Source organism: Oceanobacillus piezotolerans (genome assembly GCF_003665065.1).
GTDB lineage: Bacteria > Bacillota > Bacilli > Bacillales > Amphibacillaceae > Oceanobacillus > Oceanobacillus piezotolerans.
In genome coordinates, this window is record NZ_RCHR01000002.1 from 700,903 (window position 1) to 718,040 (window position 17,138).

13 protein-coding genes and 2 pseudogenes are annotated in these 17,138 nt (G+C 36.9%); all 15 read right to left on the minus strand.

Translation table 11 applies throughout. The features are described 5' to 3' along the window. Positions 1-408: 408 nt before the first annotated feature. Positions 409-1,440 (minus strand): aldose epimerase family protein, encoded by a 1,032-nt coding sequence (locus D8M04_RS07595; RefSeq protein WP_121522295.1) that lies wholly within the window; start codon positions 1,438-1,440, stop codon positions 409-411. Positions 1,441-1,532: 92 nt separating this feature from the next. Next, the gene (gene xylE, locus D8M04_RS07600) at positions 1,533-2,975 is read right to left on the minus strand and encodes a D-xylose transporter XylE (protein WP_121522296.1); all 1,443 of its coding nucleotides are present in this window, start codon (positions 2,973-2,975) and stop codon (positions 1,533-1,535) included. A gap of 102 nt (positions 2,976-3,077) precedes the next feature. Then, complete coding sequence (xylB, locus tag D8M04_RS07605) at positions 3,078-4,577, minus strand: xylulokinase (protein ID WP_121522297.1); 1,500 nt, start codon at positions 4,575-4,577, stop codon at positions 3,078-3,080. A gap of 26 nt (positions 4,578-4,603) precedes the next feature. Beyond that, positions 4,604-5,929, minus strand: coding sequence for a xylose isomerase (gene xylA / locus D8M04_RS07610; RefSeq protein ID WP_121522298.1), 1,326 nt, complete (start codon positions 5,927-5,929; stop codon positions 4,604-4,606). Between the two features lie 448 nt (positions 5,930-6,377). Further along, entirely contained in the window at positions 6,378-7,142 is a 765-nt protein-coding gene (locus D8M04_RS07615; RefSeq protein WP_121522299.1) for an alpha/beta hydrolase, read from the minus strand. 22 nt (positions 7,143-7,164) lie between these two features. Continuing rightward, complete coding sequence (locus D8M04_RS07620) at positions 7,165-7,464, minus strand: DUF2325 domain-containing protein (RefSeq protein ID WP_121522300.1); 300 nt, start codon at positions 7,462-7,464, stop codon at positions 7,165-7,167. A gap of 262 nt (positions 7,465-7,726) precedes the next feature. Further along, positions 7,727-7,978 (minus strand): annotated as a pseudogene (locus D8M04_RS07625) (LysR family transcriptional regulator); the annotation flags it as partial. Positions 7,979-8,436: 458 nt separating this feature from the next. Further along, the gene (locus tag D8M04_RS07630; RefSeq protein ID WP_121522302.1) at positions 8,437-9,063 is read right to left on the minus strand and encodes a nitroreductase family protein; all 627 of its coding nucleotides are present in this window, start codon (positions 9,061-9,063) and stop codon (positions 8,437-8,439) included. 752 nt (positions 9,064-9,815) lie between these two features. Beyond that, complete coding sequence (locus tag D8M04_RS07635; protein WP_121522303.1) at positions 9,816-11,000, minus strand: acyl-CoA dehydrogenase family protein; 1,185 nt, start codon at positions 10,998-11,000, stop codon at positions 9,816-9,818. Between the two features lie 12 nt (positions 11,001-11,012). Beyond that, complete coding sequence (locus tag D8M04_RS07640) at positions 11,013-11,681, minus strand: methionine ABC transporter permease (protein ID WP_121522304.1); 669 nt, start codon at positions 11,679-11,681, stop codon at positions 11,013-11,015. A gap of 127 nt (positions 11,682-11,808) precedes the next feature. Next, positions 11,809-12,471 (minus strand): annotated as a pseudogene (locus D8M04_RS07645) (methionine ABC transporter ATP-binding protein); the annotation flags it as partial. A 21-nt stretch (positions 12,472-12,492) separates the two neighbouring features. After that, a complete protein-coding gene (locus D8M04_RS07650) occupies positions 12,493-13,554 on the minus strand; it encodes an LLM class flavin-dependent oxidoreductase (RefSeq protein WP_121522306.1) in 1,062 nt (353 codons plus the stop codon). Positions 13,555-13,568: 14 nt separating this feature from the next. Beyond that, positions 13,569-13,748 carry a hypothetical protein gene (locus D8M04_RS07655; RefSeq protein ID WP_187695422.1) on the minus strand — a complete coding sequence of 60 codons (180 nt, stop codon included), beginning with the start codon at positions 13,746-13,748 and terminating at the stop codon, positions 13,569-13,571. Positions 13,749-13,874: 126 nt separating this feature from the next. Continuing rightward, on the minus strand, positions 13,875-15,287 hold the full coding sequence (locus D8M04_RS07660) for a 4-hydroxyphenylacetate 3-hydroxylase N-terminal domain-containing protein (protein ID WP_121522308.1): 1,413 nt from the start codon (positions 15,285-15,287) through the stop codon (positions 13,875-13,877). Beyond that, positions 15,284-16,717, minus strand: a complete 1,434-nt coding sequence (locus D8M04_RS07665; protein ID WP_121522309.1) for a 4-hydroxyphenylacetate 3-hydroxylase N-terminal domain-containing protein — start codon at positions 16,715-16,717, stop codon at positions 15,284-15,286. Before D8M04_RS07665 ends, D8M04_RS07660 begins: the two co-directional genes overlap by 4 nt. Between the last annotated feature and the right edge of the window lie 421 nt (positions 16,718-17,138).

Consider the following 17,138-nt stretch of genomic DNA (forward strand, 5'->3'; position numbering starts at 1 on the left):
CTTGCCGATGTTTAGCTTCTAATACTAAATTATATAAACCGAGCTCAACTTAAGGTGTTGTACCCCAGATGGTAATCACCACTATGTTGAGCTCGTTTCTATTCAACCAAGCAACAGGTTTCTTACTTCTTACGCTATATCTTTAGCCATGCCACCGGAGCAGATTTTTTCTTTTTCTCCATCTCCGAGTTTAAATTTTGAAGCTCCGAATCTTTTAATCCCTGTATTATTACACATTTGAAAACCATAAAACATTTATAAGTGTTTAGGAAAATATGAAATATACTAGCATAATTTCCCCAAGATAGTTTAGAAACCATTCAAGACATTTATAGGGAGAGCAAGTAAAACTTACCACCCTCTCTAATCTCGTATTCTAGTATGTCTATAGTAATTTTTTTCTATAAATTAATTGACCTGAAACGTAAAAACAGTTTGTTTATTATAAACTTCATCCTTGTTCAACAAGATTGACGGTAATCCCTTGGAATGTAAAGATGCAGGTGATGCTTGTGTTTCAAGACATACACCTAAGTACTTTTTAGAAACACCTCCGGAAAGTTCACAACCTTCTTCCAAATTATTGGAAGTATACATTACCACTCCGGGCTGGTTAGTCTGTATCTTTAATACTCTGCCACTAACTTCATCCTTCACTTCAATGTTTCCTTTTTCATTTTTATCAAATAGAAAGTAATGGTCATAACCGTTACCAACCACTTTGTTCTGTTCTGAATCGGAGGTTATTCCCTCGTTAAGGATTCGACCACGTGAGAAGTCAAAAGGGGTGTTTTTTGTATCTAGCATTTTACCTGTCGGGATCAATTCATTATTAAGTTCTAAATAATTATTACTGTTAATTCTTACTGAATGATGCTCAATTGTATCTTTTAAATTTCCAGATAGATTAAAGTAGGTATGATTTGTTAGTGTCAGAGGAGTTGTTTCATCTGTGGTAGCCAAGTAATCAATAACAAGCTGGTTATCATTTTTTACCACATACGTTACGTTGACCTTCAAATTACCAGGATATCCATTCTCTCCATCTTTACTAAAGTAAGAAAGTTTTACTCCAACGCCATTTGAAGTTTCAAATGGCTCGGCATCCCAAAACACTCGATGAAACCCTTCACCACTATGTAAGTGATTCGTCGCATCATTTCTTTCTAATTCATATTTTTTTCCATTAATTTCAAAACTTGCTCCTTCAATTCTTCCTGCCACCCTTCCAATGATTGCGCCAAAGAAATAAGGATCTGTTCTATATTCTTGATAATTGTCATATCCTAAGACCACATTTTCGAAGTCTCCATGTTTATTAGGAACAATGATTTTTTGAATGATACCCCCCAAATTTAATATATGTACCTCCATACCATGATCATTTCTTAATATAAAAGTTTTCCACTTCTCGTCTAGTTGTTTTATTTCGATATTCATATTCTTAATCTCTCCAATCCTATTTTCTTAGGAGAAATGGAAAAGGACATGGGAATACCAGTCCTTTTTCCACTACACCTATAGATTTTTCTTTATACACTACCTACATTTTTATTTTCATCTATTTTCTCTTTTTCTCCTGTCCACAAACTTTCTAATTGCTCAAGTGATCTCCCTTTGGTTTCAGGTACCATCTTCCAAACGAAGATTGCGGAAATAATACTCATTAAACCATAGAATCCGTAAGTTAATGGGCCACTAAATTCAATCATCGGTGGATACGTTGATGAAATAAAAAAGTTCGCTGCCCATTGCGCTGCAACCGCAAAGGCCATTGCCTGTCCTCTAATTTTGTTAGGAAATATTTCAGAAAGCAATACCCAACAAATAGGTCCCCAAGACATCATAAAGGACGCTGTATAGAAAATAATAAAGAACAATGTCCATATTCCAAACACTCCGTTTAGCGCAAGTAAGGCTACACCAAACATACCGATTGCCATACCAATTGAGCCAACCATTAACAGTGGTTTTCTTCCCCACTTATCGACGGTTTGTATCGCAATAATGGTAAACCCAACATTAACGATTCCCATTATTACTGTTTGCATCATGGATGCATTCTGACCAGCACCCATACTTTCAAAGATACGTGGTGCATAATACAAGGCTACATTAATACCAATAAATTGTTGGAAAACAGAAAGTAGAATACCTACAATAATAACTGTTTTCCCATAAGAAAATAGTTTTCCAGTAGTTGTTGTCGCATTTAATGATTCATTAATTTCAGATAGTACAACTTTCGCCTTTTCCTTAGATCCATTAATTTTCGACAAGACATTAAATGCTTGATCCCCTTTGTTTTTGGATACTAAATATCTTGGTGTTTCTGGAATATTGAATAATAGGATAAAGAATAATAATGCTGGTATTGCTTCTGAAGCAAACATTAATCTCCAACCAATATCATTTACCCATGCAGTTGGTTGACCATTTGCAATACCCCAGTTAACAAAGTAAACAACCAATTGTCCAAATATAACAGCGAACTGGTACCAAGACACTAATTTACCGCGAATTTCTTGAGGCGCAATTTCACCAATGTATGTTGGAGAAATTGCAGATGCCATACCTACACCGATACCTCCAAGAATTCGATATAAATTAAATGTGATTAGTAGGCTTGTTGTTGGCTCCCCCACATTAAAGAATAAGAACTCTGGATAGGCTGAACCTAACGAAGAAACGAAAAATAGTATTGCAGCAATTATTAGTGAATTTCTCCTACCGATACTATTCGAGAAGAACCCAGATATTAAACCACCAATAATACAGCCTATCAATGCGCTAGATACAGTTAATCCATGCACAAAGGAACCTAACCCTAAACTATCAATCAAATATATTTGTATGGATTGCTCAGCACCGGAAATTACGGCTGTATCATAACCAAAAAGCAATCCTCCTAAAGTTGCAATCAATGTAATGGAAATAACATATGAATTATTATATGATTTGTTTTTCACCTTCATTGTTTGTCAGAGCAGAGCTAAGCTCCTTCTCTTTTCTCCCCTTCCCCAACTTTGTTTCTAATAAAGCGTTTACTTTTTTTCAATGAAGATTCATCAATTAGGCTAGTTTCTAAACTCCACCAATCCCTTATTCAACGATTCTGTTGCTGAATATACTAGTTTATATAGTTGAAATAACGTTTGGTATTTTTCCACATTCTCGGCAATCGGATGATACACTCTATCTTCTTTTAGAAATTCATTGGCACATTCATTTAGTGAATTGAACCACCCACATCCATACGCAGCAAGCATTGCAGCCCCCATGCCTGGACCTTGCTCACTTTTAAGTTTCACAACATCCGCGTTAAAAATATCAGCCTGCATCTGTAACCAATCTTCATTTTTTGCCCCGCCACCAATAGAAATAATTCTATCAATGTCTTTTCCGTTTTCACGGAAAATTTGCAACGATTCATTTAGTGAAAAAGTGATTCCTTCCAAAACGGCACGAACAAAGTGTTTCCTTTGATGAGAACTATCCATCCCGATAAAACTTCCGCGAATCGCAGCATCTACATGCGGCGTCCTTTCACCTGAAATATAAGGGGTAAACAATAGTCCATTCGCTCCTATTGATACACTTTCTACCTCATCTAATAACTCTTCAAAGCTTTCATCTTTTGCAAATATATTTTTAAACCATGACAGACTATGTCCCGCTGATAGAGTGACACCCATGGAATAATACGAATTTGGTGCAGCATGATTAAAGTAATGAACCTTCCCTTGGAAGTCTTTATCACTATTTCCCTCGTATGTTAAGACAACGCCCGAAGTCCCAACACTTGCTAACGTCTTTCCTTCTTCTAAGATCCCTGCGCCAATTGCACCACAGGCATTATCAGCTCCACCCGCAAATACTCGAGTGAATGGTGTTAATCCAGTTTTTGTTGCTATTTCAGTTGTTATCATTCCAACTTCTGCATGAGACTCAACCAAAGGTGGACACATATTGACATCTATACCAAGTATGTCACAAATTTCTTTACTCCACTTTTTCTCATTTATATTAAGTAACAGCGTCCCAGCTGTATCGGAATATTCCATATGGAGTTTACCTGTTAAACGGAAGCGCACATAATCTTTTGGTAAAACAAAGTGTTTAGCTTTGTTAAAGGTTTCTGGTTCATGATTTTTCACCCAAAGGATTTTCGGCAAAGTAAATCCCTCTAAAGCTAGATTTTTCGTAATCTTAAGTAAGCGTTCTCTTCCTACCCGCGAGTAGATCTCATGGCATTCTTCTGTTGTACGAGTATCATTCCAAAGAATGGCATTGCGTAATACTTCATGATTTTCGTCCAGCAATACTAAACCATGCATTTGTCCAGAAAAACTTATTCCCTCAATATCTTCTGGGGTTCCCTTAAAGAGTTGGAGTAGGTCAGACAATCCCTCAATTGTCTGATCCACCCAATCTTCTGGATTCTGTTCACTATAATTTGATTTCTCTTTTATTAATGAATAGGCTTTAGAAACCTCTTGCACTACATCACCATGTTTATTTACTAATAATAGCTTAACAGCACTTGTCCCTAAATCTATTCCAATTACATATTTCATATAGCAACATCTCCTGTATAAATAACCTATTTATCCGCATAAACAGTCAGTAAATATTGGTTAACCGTTGATTTGATACGCTCTAATTTCCCGGATTCATTCCTTATTTCCTTAAGCTCTAATGCATACTGTTCTAATTTATTGAAGTCGGTATTACCATTTACAATATCCAAACCGATACCATCGCTATAGCTCTTGTAGCGATCTTCAATAACACCGTCTAATACTTTATCACCAATTAACTTTTGAGCTACCTTTAGTCCAACGGCGAAGCTATCCATCCCTGCAATATGCGCGTAGAATAAATCTTCAGGTTCAAAAGATCCACGACGTACCTTTGCATCGAAGTTTAATCCCCCTCGGCCTAAACCTCCATTTTTCAAAATTTCATACATAGCAAGTGTTGTTGTATACAAATCAGTTGGGAATTCGTCTGTATCCCATCCTAATAAAGGATGTCCTTGGTTCGCATCAACAGAACCCAACATATTATGGATTCGTGCATAACGAAGTTCATGTTCAAACGTGTGCCCAGCTAATGTTGCATGGTTTGCTTCAATATTAAATTTGAAATCATCTTGTAGACCGTAGTTTTGCAGAAAGGCATAACCACTCGCCACATCAAAGTCATACTGGTGTGTTGTTGGTTCTTTTGGTTTTGGTTCAATTAAGAATTGAGCATCAAAACCTATTTCCTTCGCATAGTCAACCGCCATGTGGAAGAAACGGCCTAAATTGTCTAACTCTAATTTCATATCTGTATTTAATAGGGTTTCATATCCCTCACGACCGCCCCAAAATACATAATTCTCAGCGCCTAACTCTTTTCCTACTTCCAATCCCTTTTTCACTTTTGCAGCGGCATAAGCAAATACATCCGCATTATTAGAAGATGCAGCACCATGAACAAAACGAGGATTACTAAAATTATTTACCGTATTCCAAAGCAATTTAGTTTTGCTGTCTTTCATATAATCCTTAATCATAGCAACAATGATGTCCTGATTTTTGTTTGATTCTCTTAATGTGCTTCCTTCTGGTGCAATATCCACATCATGAAAACAGAAATATGGAACATTTAGCTTTTCGAAAAATTCAAAGGCTGCTTCAACCCGAGCCTTCGCAAGATCCATTCCAGTAAATTTATCCCAAGGACGAACCGCCGTTCCCACTCCAAATGGATCAGATAAATCCTCTGTAAAAGTGTGCCAATATGCGACACCAAAACGTAAGATTTCCTCCATTGACTTTCCGCCAATCACTTCTTCTGGATTATAAAATTTAAATGCTAATGGATTCTTTGACTTTGGACCTTCGTAATTAATTTTGTCAACGTTCGCAAAATAACTCATGATAGTGATCTCCTCTCAAATGAGCAGAAAGTCTACTCGATCAGATTTATCGCATCTTCGAAAGGTTTAATTCTCCTACGCACGCAGCTAGACATACTTTGTTAACCAAATTGGTTCGTAAAAGGGAATAATCTAGTTACTGTTAAAGAAATTGCAGGGCATTCGAATATCAACACGATTGCCAGATACAGTAAGCCTACATTTATTTAATTTATATCTATAAACCATAATCCTAACAACTTCCAGAAATGTATCCAGTTGTATTGCTTATATTTATAAACCTTTTAGTATTTCCTTTTTTGTTAAATCTGTTTACCATTGATTTGAATACTATTATTTTTGTGTTATTCTTATCACTTTAAGAATAGAAATTCTATAATTTCACTGATAGAGGAATTTATTTTATCCATTAATAAAATCGATTATCAAAATAAATCATAGCTAAGGCTTATCCACCTGCCGTTACCTGACTAACATGTCGCTGAACAAAACGATGGCATTCCTTTACAATTTGCTCCTTATCATAATCCATGGATGCCACATGGTAAGAGTTTTTCAAAATGATTCTTTTCTTTATGTCTGAACTTATAGTTTTTAGAATAGTATCTGTATTTTCGGGTGGTACAACATGATCCAAAATGGACTTAAAACCTAAAACTGGACATTGAATTGTAGGCAGAATAGCAGGGGTCTGATCCATTAATGTTTGCAGTTCTTGAATTGCATGAATGGTGTTTTTAGAATAGGTGATTTCATAAACACCTTTTGCTTTAATATCAGGATCTCCTTCATCAAGAAATCTCGGAGTAGTTTTCCCTCTTAAATGTTCATAAGCAGGAATTGTTAAAGCTGCATTAATAGAAATGATGCCTTTAATTTCCGGGTACTTATGGGAAAGCCAAAACGCCAATGTTCCTCCCATTGATTGCCCAAAAACAAAAATACTTGTGCAATACTGTTTTAATTCTTGATATCCTTTTTCTAATGACTGGAACCAATCCTTGTACGTGCACTTTTCTAAATCTAAATAATGAGTTCCATGCCCTTTTAATCTTGGAGCCAAAATAGAATATCCATACTTTGCTAATCCTTCACCAATAAATCGTATACTTTGTGGTGTACCCATAAATCCATGGGAAATAAGAATCCCAATGTCACTTCTCTTAAAATAAAATGGTTCTGCTCCCTTCATAATTGGATATTTTTCTTTCATTTTATATTTCCTCCTTATTGGTTTACTTTTTCTTACAGGCTGTTTGTTTTCCATGTATTTTTTCATAAATAGAACTCCAAGACCGTTTTGAAAAATAAATAGGGATTCCTTGTTCTTGAGCCCTGCGCTTAATGACACCAGAAAGGTTGTGGTTGATGGAGTCCGTTAACACTAATATTAAATCCACTTTCTTTGGAATTTCTCTTCGTATCATTGTTTTGTTTCTGCCGTTTACATGGATCACTTCCTTAAAGCCCTCACCTCCCAACTTTTTAGTAATAGTTCCAAGATAATCTCCACCAATAACTAACATTGACTTCATATTTAACTACTCCTTTAAAATAGTCTTTTCTTAATTTGTAAAAAATTTTAAATGCTATAGTCTGTAGTAGTTAGCCATACTTTTATTACTCTGATAATGCTCATTAATTTAAGATGGGCTAAAAGGATAAAAATCTTCCATACTAATTTATAAGAAGATTTTTTACCAATACATATATTAATCATGTAAAGCCAAGGAGATCTGTATTGGTTTACTTAATCGGAAAACAATTCCAATAGCGATTTCTTCTTACTTATGATTCTTTTTTCAATATTTTTTTACCTTGTTGATACGTGTTATTAATTTGTTCTGCATAAGGAACAAAGGTTTCCCCTTCCGCGGTTAATATCAAACCTCTCCCTTTTCGCAAAAATAAATGAATGCCAAGATTACGTTCTAGCGTTTTAATTCTCGCTGTTACCGCTGGCTGAGATAAACCCAAAGCTTCAGCAGCTTTTTGAATACTTCCCAAATGGACTACATACACAAAAGTTTCAATATGATCAATATTCATTAACCAACCCCCTATTTAATACATACTATTCGCTAATGAAAAGGGCCCCTATGCACTTTACAGCGCAAAGGAGCCTTTGGATGACCAATCAGCTATTTTACATTTATTATAAATTTATTGAATTTCTTTTAATTAATCCGATAAATAAAGTATATTTTTATAAAATTCATACAAAGGATATAAAACTGTTTAAAAAATCGTAGAAAATCAATAAGTGGAAAGGGAAGATAACATTATTACGATCTTTTATCTCTAGATAGAAATGCACTGTAAATTAAGTTGACAGCTAGACTTAAATACTCTCAACTTGAGGTAATTAAGCAAAGGATTACTTCTTTTATTAAATACTGTTATTAACTCATTACTATCTGATCAATTCTATTAGTAAATGAATCATTTATTATCCATATCATGTTCGCATTTAACCAACTTATTTTTAAAACGCATTTTGATTAGAATTATATTCCAGCTGATGAATTTACTGACCCTTCAAATACAACTTCTTTTAATGGTCTTCTACTGCTTGGGTTCTCACGCACTTGCAAATTCTCATCAAGTGTTTCTTTTTCTCCACGATAGCCAATTGTAATGACTGCATGAAGATCAAAATCATCTGGAACATTTAACAAGCTACGGGCTTTCTCTTTGTCGAACCCTCCCATAGCATGTGTGCTAAGTCCCAGTAAGGTGGCCTGAATAGCTAAATGCCCCCAAGCGGTACCAGTATCAAATACATGTGCTCCATTTATATCGCCATTCTCTCTTAGTTTAGTTGATGCTACTAGAACAAGAACAGGTGCTTTTTCTGCCCAAGCTCGATTAAAAGGATATAAGAATTCATGAAAGGTTTTCAGTTGTTCTTCTGTTTTAGCTACAATAAAACGCCATGGCTGATCATTGAAAGATGAAGGAGCCCAATGTGCAGCTTCAATAACACTATACAAATCATCATCGGAAATCTTTTTATTAGAATAGGCACGAGGAGACCAACGATTTAAAAATAAAGGACTAACAGAATGCTCAGCTTTACGATATTCTTTAACCTCACTTGTAAGTTGCTCAACAGGTTTAACAGTTAAATTCATTATATATAACCTCATTTCCTATAGAATTAAATTTTATTCTATTACATTTTAAAGACACATATACTCCAATCTCTAACCAGCTGACATTTTTCCGTAGAAATTCGAGTTCCCGTCCCTTTGGTATTCCATAAACCGCTACTCCGGAATTTTAAACTATGAAGGCTCTCCATTCAAAATGTTATTATCTTGAATAAAGAGCCTCTAGTAGTCCAGTTAGCACTTTTAAAAATTATATTTATTTTTATATATCTTAATTATATAATTCCAATAAGTCAAGTAAGAATTGAAACAAAAAAATATTACTGAGATTTGTGTATGAAAGATTCCATAGCCAACTTAAAGGGTTTGAAAATCCGCGCATATGACAAGGACCTGATTTGGGATGACATGCTGGGAAGTTTGTAGATGCAGGTGTAAGGGCAAGAGCGGCGGCGACTTTTGCGCAGTTGCAAAACGCTTCCACCTCCTAATGCAACTGCAAAATAGTAATGACCATGTAGCAAAACAGTTAAACAATCGTCCGTATTCTGGGTTGTTGGATTCGGCTGAAACATCATGCATCAATTTTCCCATTACTGCTGACTAGAATTGTTTCAGCATTTTTATTTTGAATCATTGACTTAGTTGTAATTAATAAACCCTTCTCAAAACCAAAGTGTTCAACAATTTTTGGTTAATGTTGTAGTCTGTCAATACCAAAATCAATCGAGACACTTTGGTGATAAAGAAATGAAGACACGTACAACTCTCCTTTAGTAGTAGCCGTTAATTGGTAGATTTTCGTTATTTACAAGATAATTTCCAATGTCTTTGAGCTTATAGGAGCTCGGATTATGCGATGCAATGGTACGGATATTGCGCCAATGTCGGTCTAAATACAATCCTTGACGTGTGGCAGATGCACCACCAACATCAAATAATTTCGTCGATGCTTGAAGTGCAAGTTGTTCACCAATCACTTTTACATAAGCTACTTGTAGAGCAGCTTCATGCTTCGTCTCTATTGAAGGATTTTCAAGAGTGAGATCAATCGCTCGCGCTGCTTCACGAATTAATGATTTTAAAGTGAAGGCTGTTGCTTGAATTTCACCGATCGTTTGTAAAAGTAATGGATCATCCTGTGCTATTTCTGCTGCACCATGTGTAAAAGTACGTTTCCTATTCTTCACTAGATGAACACTATCTTCGACAATCGCCTCCACGATTCCTGAAATAACTGCTTGCAAAAAAATCTGGCGAATGGGAACATAATTTTGTTGTTCGCGTTTTAATTCAATGGTTTCATGCCGTTTGACAAGTACGTTTGTAAATGTCGCTGTTCCACTTGCGGTTAATTGCTGTCCGAATCCGTCCCAATCGTCATATACGTCCACACCTTCCCGATTCGTTGGAATGACGCTAACAAAAACCTTGTCATTTTCACCTGCTGACACGACGTATACCCAATCGGCATATAGAGTCCCTGTTGTGAAATACTTTTTTCCATTCAATTCGTAGTCTTCATTTTTTTCCGATAATAGTGTCTCGTATTGTTTGGAACCTTGTGGTTTTGAAGATATTTCGGTTGTTGCATTGCCAACGAGCTCACCTTTTGCAATAAATTGAAGGCGTCGTGTGCGTTCCTCACTAGTTGGTGCAGCTAAATTATCCTCGGTAAAGATAAAATGTGCACGTAATGCGTGTGCTACATCGGGATCGACACTTGCTAATCGACGTACAACATCCAGTAATTCGACCGTTGTCACGTCTGCACCACCTAGTTCCTTCGGTAAACGGATTGCACCTAGCTTCGCTTCCTTAATTAATTGAATTGCTTTTAACGGGAGTAGGCGTTCTGGCTGCGCGCGACGAGCTTGTGCATCTTCTTTAATAGTTGATAGCAATGTTTCAAATGACTCTGAGTGGATATCAATGGGCTCTGATAGTATTTTAACCATATTAACTTCCCCCTATATATTACGACGATCTAATTTTTTAGCTACGAGGGTTCCAGCAAACTGTACGATTTGCACAATAATAATTAGGATAACCACCATGAAAATCATGACATCGGTTTGGAAACGGTAATAGCCATATCGAATAGCTAAATCCCCAATACCGCCCCCTCCAACAATGCCAGCCATTGCCGAATAAGAAATAAAACTAATCGTCGTAACCGTCAACGCTAAAATAATTCCTGAACGTGCTTCATTCAAAAAGACATCTTTGATAATGTAGCGCTTTGGTGTACCTAAAGCGATGGCAGCCTCAATTGTACCTGCTGGTAAATCTTTTAACGCTTGTTCTACTAATCGAGCAAAATAGGGGATTGCTGCGACAGATAATGGAATAGATGCTGCTAGAGGGCCGACTGTTGAACCAACTAACAAACGTGTAAATGGAATCAATACAACGAGCAGTATGATAAACGGAAATGAACGAATTAAATTGATTGCATAGTTTAATAGACGATTTAAGATGGGACGTGGTTGAATCGACAACCGATCTGTCATAAAAACATAGACTCCAAGTGGAGTCCCAATCAGAATTGCTGCACTTAGGGAGATTGTTACCATTAAGATGGTTTGACCGAAACTCTCATATATTTCCGGCAATAACGAAGCGATGTTATTAAACATGAGCAACCCCTCCTAATTCAATGTTCTTTTGATGGTGATGAAGCTGCTCTTTATTGCGATGTTCAATCAGTAAATGACCAATGCTTGTTGCTGCCTTAGGAGAAGGGGATTCTGATAATATAATTTCCTCCTCAATGGAGCCTTTTTCCATAACGGCTACACGGTGGCACAATGTATTTGCGACTTCTAATTCATGCGTTACGATAATTAATGTAACTCCTAGCTGTTCATTAATTGATTTTAAAAACTGTAAAATATTTTCTGTAGTATGTGGATCAAGTGCTGATGTTGGTTCATCACATAGTAAAACCTTGGGATTCAACACAAGGGCACGTGCAATGGCTACCCTCTGCTTTTGCCCGCCACTTAATTGAGAAGGGTAATAATCTATTTTGTCACTTAGTTCAACAACTTTAAGAATACCTTCAATACGCTTACGATGCTCCTTTTTCGGAATACCAGCTGCTTTTAGGGCAAACTCAATATTGCCATACACGGTTTTATTAAGAAGTAAATTAAAGTGCTGAAATATCATGCCAATTTGAGGGCGTTGCTTTTGTAATTGTTTTGGTGACAATTTGGTTAACTCTACACCATCAAACCATACTTCACCTGTTGTTGGTGTCTCAATCAGATTAACCATCCGCAGTAGTGTTGATTTCCCAGCACCACTAAAACCTATGATACCGAAGATTTCTCCTTTTTTAACTGACAAAGAAGTAGGACTTACAGCTTGTAACGTCTCTTTTTTGGTTGAAAAAGTTTTACTAATATTCGTTAATGTAATCATTTAAAAACTCCTTTCTTTACTTTATAAGGTTTCATTGGTATTAAACGTGAAAGACACTGTTTTTGGTACAACATGCTCAAAGAATAATGGTAATTCCTTTATTGGATAACGCAACGCTAGCAAAATTTTACTTACCCCAATACTTTCGAGCTCAAGTATTTTTTCGGTTACTTGTTCGTAACTGCCAATTAAACCGGTGCGGAATCCTTCGTTATTTGCTACAAAATCACTAATCGTTTTGGCGTTCTTCCACATTCCTTGCGTTTCTTTGCTCTTTTGAAACTGAGCAATCGAAGCTTCATCAGCATGTTTTAAAATCTCTTCGTATTCTGTTAGTGCTTCTTCTTCCGTTTCGCGTGCGATGACGTACGCCGCTACCGCAAATGATAATGTTCGATTTTTCTCTGCTGCTAATTTCGTCACTGCGTCAATTTGTGGCTTTAGTTCTTCAATTGGTGCGCCGTTCATAAAATAAACATCAGCATATTTAGCAGCCACTTGTTGAGATGACGTTGAATTCCCACCTTGATAAACCGCTGGGTATGGCTTTTGAAGTGGCTTTGGATGTAATGAAGCATCTTGAATTTTATAAAATTTACCGTCAAAGCTAAAATTGTCCTCGGTCCATAAACCTTTTACCACTTGTAAAAACTCGTCTGAACGCCGGTAACGTTCTTGATGTTTAATCCAATCAATGCCAAATGCTTCTTGTTCTGATTTAAACCAGCCACTGACTAAATTGATGTGGAATCGCCCATTAGAAATGTGATCAATGGTTGCACCAGCCTTTGCTAATGTAACTGGGTGGATAAACGCTGGCAGAATCGCTGCTAAAAAATGAATACGTGATGTATGTGTTGCCATTGCACTGATAAGCGTCAATGGATCAAACTGTCCATCAGTATTGTTGCTACCACCAATACGTCCGACATAACGTATAGGATATAAAATCCCTTCCATCCCAAGGTTATCAGCAAGCTGAGCTAGTTCTATGTTATAAGGGACATCATTGCTCGTTTCTTGGGGAATTTTTGAGCGTAGATACCCGCCATTAATATTTGCTCCCCATGTTAAATAGTTCATATGGAATAACCTCCTTATACAGTCACTTTTGTGAATCTTGGTAAAACGCCTCTGCCGAAACGACGTGCTTCGTCAGCATGTGGGAATCCAGATAATACGAGATGACTTACCCCTGCATCAATATAATCTTGCAATGCTTCAGTGACTTGATCAGGTGTACCAACTATTGCAGTACCAGCCCCTTTTCGCTTCAAAGCCCGCTTCTTCTTTGCTTGAGCGACCTCTATTAAATTTTCCAGTGTGGGCTCAATTTATGGTAATCCAATCCTAAAATACGCCATCTCCATTTGTTGGAGCAAACCAATAAAAATGTGTATTTGTCATAATAATGCCTCCTTAAAAATTGATGTTGCAAACTCTTCCAAAGCTTGTTGCTGTGGGTGTTGGTTGTAATAGTTCGCATAGGTGCGAACAGGATCACCTGAATAAAATCTTTCATATAGCTCGTGACGAGAACCAAGTGAACTACCAAAAAAATCCCATGCAAGCTTATTCAGTAGAGTTCGTTTGTTACTATCAAATTCGTCAGAGGCTGTAAAATATGGCTGCCATTCTGGGAACTTTTGCAATTCCTCCACGGTTGCAGGAGACTGTAATAGACCTGAGGCCCCAATTTGTTGAATTAAATCTATTCCTTTTGGATAGTAGACTGTTCCTAAATTACGTGCAGTCGCTAAATACTGCTTATTGGGAATATAGACTCCGTTATGCTCTGTGGCTAAATGCTGTGCGGTACGTAAAAGTGCTTGAATCGTTTCTACTTGCATAATTAGTTCGGCTAGCATATTTTGTACATGTAAAAACTGCGTGACATCCGCACTTTTTGCTAAACCCAATGCAATCGCCGTAACACTTTTTAATTTACTTACTAGACGAACAACTGTCTGATGCTGACTTAGTGCACTTGCAATAGGATCTTGCTGTAGTTGCCATGCTACATCAGGGTCCTCATGTACCAACACAAGCTCCCAGGGAATCAAAACATTCTCAAAAATTAATACGGCATCCATTTCATCAAAACGTGCACTTAATGGATTATTCACCTTATTTTCATGTGCAAATGACTGTCTACAAATAATTTGTAGTCCATTTAGGTTTGCTGGAATGATAAATACATTCGCTAATGCTTGCTGTTCATCACTTCGCTTATGGAATGATGAAATAATAAACTCATCCACATAAGGTGCCGCTGTTGCAATGGTTTTTGCACCGCGAACAATGACACCCTCAGTTGTTTTTTTGACAATGCGTAATTGCCCATGCTGTTCCGTGTCCGATTTACTGCGATTTCGTTGTAAATCTTGTGCGGCAACAGTTGATAATAAATCATGCGATCGCGAATTTTTATAGATGGCTTCAAGCTTCGTATCAATATGTGGAGCAATTGTTGCTAAATGATTTCGATTAGCATACCAGCCTGTTGTTATCTCGCGTGAATATTCCGACAACCGACTCATCATGCCAAATGTTGCGTCCACCCAAATCTCGTAGGCTCGTGCTTTCTGCAGCAAATGCTGTTCATGTTGTGGGACTAAAAAAGACAAATGAGCTGGCTCATTTAGTTCACTTTGAAAGGTAAGCTGCTCTTTCAATTCACCATGCTGTAGAGAGAGCAACCTATCTATTGTTTGAATGGTCCCTTTAAAGGCATGATGCTTAACTAAGTGAGTGACGCGTTCTCCTCCATACCAAACATTTCTCCCATCTTGCAGCCGATCTTGTAAACGAGTCATATATTCACTCCCTCATAAATAGGGTTTTGAATTTTTTGTAAAAAGCCCTGTAAACGCTCTTCGTATGGCGTTTTATCGAATTGTTCGAAAAATAATCCTTGAATACGTAGCGGGTCACCTGTATAAAAGCGTTCGTATAAATCATGACGACTGCCGATTTCACTTCCTATCAATTCCCAACCTAATCGAAAAAGTTTAGTTTTTTGCATTGCTGAAACTGTAGCACCTGCATAATATTGCGTCATCAAAGATTGTAATTTCTCTTCTTCAAAACGGTCTATTGCTGTTGATGGTAATTGTGTGAAACCGCCAGCACCGATATCTTTTAAAATGGACATCGCACGTCTGTAATAACTCGTACCTAGATTGCGTGCCACTTGAAGAGGAACTGCATTTGGATAGTACACTCCGTTTGAATGTACTGTGCCCTCAACTTCAGCCGCCTTCAGTAAGCCGTTAATAGTGTCTACTTGCATGTACAGCTCGCCTAATTTTTGTTGTACGTGTAAAAAAGAATCTGCTGCGATACTTTTAGCAATGGCAGTTGTGACACCTGCAATAAACGTTAGCTTTTTTGCTAAACGCACAACCGTTTGATAATGAGCGAGTGCATTTAACTGTTGATGCCGATGTGCTGCTGTTACGCCAGCTGCATTTCCCCGAATAAAAATGCGCTCATTTGGAATAAAAACCCGGTCAAATAAAACAACAGCATCCATTTCATCAAACTGGCTTGCAATTGGGTAAAGCTCCTTATCTTTTTCTGCATGGCTTTTTCGGCAAATAATTCGTAGGCCTGGAGAACGGGTAGAAATAATGAAGAAATTTGCATATTTTTTCTGTCCTTCCTCATGTGGATAAGGTGTATTAATCAAAATATCATCTACATACGGAGCACCTGTTGCAATCATCTTTGCACCACTAACATAGATACCTGCACCGTTCTCTTCAACTACATGTAATAGTGCATGCTCTGGTCTTTCTGTAATTGGTTTTGAACGATCGATTTGTGGATCGGAGATAGCGGTAGTAATTAATCGACGCTCACGCTTTACCTCTTCAAAATAAGCGGTTATTTTTTCTGAGAATGTTGAATCGTATGCATTGAATTTTTCTCGATCAATGATATATCCTGTAATAAGCGAATAAGCGTAATCTGACAAACGGCTCATCATACCAAAAGTGTGACCTGCCCATGTATCGTATGCTTGCCGTTGACTACGTAAATCCTCTAAGGACTTTGGAATTAAAAATGCTTTATGAACCTTGCGTTGTACACTGACATCATCGAAACCTACTTCGTCATGGTCGATTAATTGGATTAGCTTGGAAATCGTTTGAAACGTGCCCTTAAATGCTTCATGCTCTGCAGGATTAGGAACTCTCTTGCCATCAAGCCAAATATTCTCTGCTCCATTAATGATGCTCATCAATCATCCCTCCTAAAAAAAAATGCTCCTAACAAGGCCTACTTTTACAGGTAGGTTGTTAGAAGCTCTGGTGTTCCAGTCACTTAGCCATATATTTACCAACAAAAACTCCTTTGTGAACAATTATGCTATTGCACACTTTATTTATGGGCTCTGGCTGGTGCGGTTTATTATATTCAAAATTTAGAATAAACTAATTAAACTGATAAGTCAAGTAGGAATTAATATATTTTTAAATATTCGATTAATATATTTAATATAGTGATATAAAAATAAGAAAAATATTATAAAAAAAGTATTGCGAAAAAAAAATTTACTTGATACAATCCTATTAATTCCAATTGGATAACTTTTATTTCTGACCGGAAAACCGGAGGCACATTTGTTTACAAAATCAACTGTAAACAATGTGCCATTTTTA

Coding starts and splice junctions, on each gene's coding strand:
- D8M04_RS07595 (WP_121522295.1), bottom strand. CDS start 1,440: ATGAATATCGAAATAAAACAACTAGACGAGAAGTGGAAAACTTTTATA.
- xylE (WP_121522296.1), bottom strand. CDS start 2,975: ATGAAGGTGAAAAACAAATCATATAATAATTCATATGTTATTTCCATT.
- xylB (WP_121522297.1), bottom strand. CDS start 4,577: ATGAAATATGTAATTGGAATAGATTTAGGGACAAGTGCTGTTAAGCTA.
- xylA (WP_121522298.1), bottom strand. CDS start 5,929: ATGAGTTATTTTGCGAACGTTGACAAAATTAATTACGAAGGTCCAAAG.
- D8M04_RS07615 (WP_121522299.1), bottom strand. CDS start 7,142: ATGAAAGAAAAATATCCAATTATGAAGGGAGCAGAACCATTTTATTTT.
- D8M04_RS07620 (WP_121522300.1), bottom strand. CDS start 7,464: ATGAAGTCAATGTTAGTTATTGGTGGAGATTATCTTGGAACTATTACT.
- D8M04_RS07630 (WP_121522302.1), bottom strand. CDS start 9,063: ATGAATTTAACTGTTAAACCTGTTGAGCAACTTACAAGTGAGGTTAAA.
- D8M04_RS07635 (WP_121522303.1), bottom strand. CDS start 11,000: ATGGTTAAAATACTATCAGAGCCCATTGATATCCACTCAGAGTCATTT.
- D8M04_RS07640 (WP_121522304.1), bottom strand. CDS start 11,681: ATGTTTAATAACATCGCTTCGTTATTGCCGGAAATATATGAGAGTTTC.
- D8M04_RS07650 (WP_121522306.1), bottom strand. CDS start 13,554: ATGAACTATTTAACATGGGGAGCAAATATTAATGGCGGGTATCTACGC.
- D8M04_RS07660 (WP_121522308.1), bottom strand. CDS start 15,287: ATGACTCGTTTACAAGATCGGCTGCAAGATGGGAGAAATGTTTGGTAT.
- D8M04_RS07665 (WP_121522309.1), bottom strand. CDS start 16,717: ATGAGCATCATTAATGGAGCAGAGAATATTTGGCTTGATGGCAAGAGA.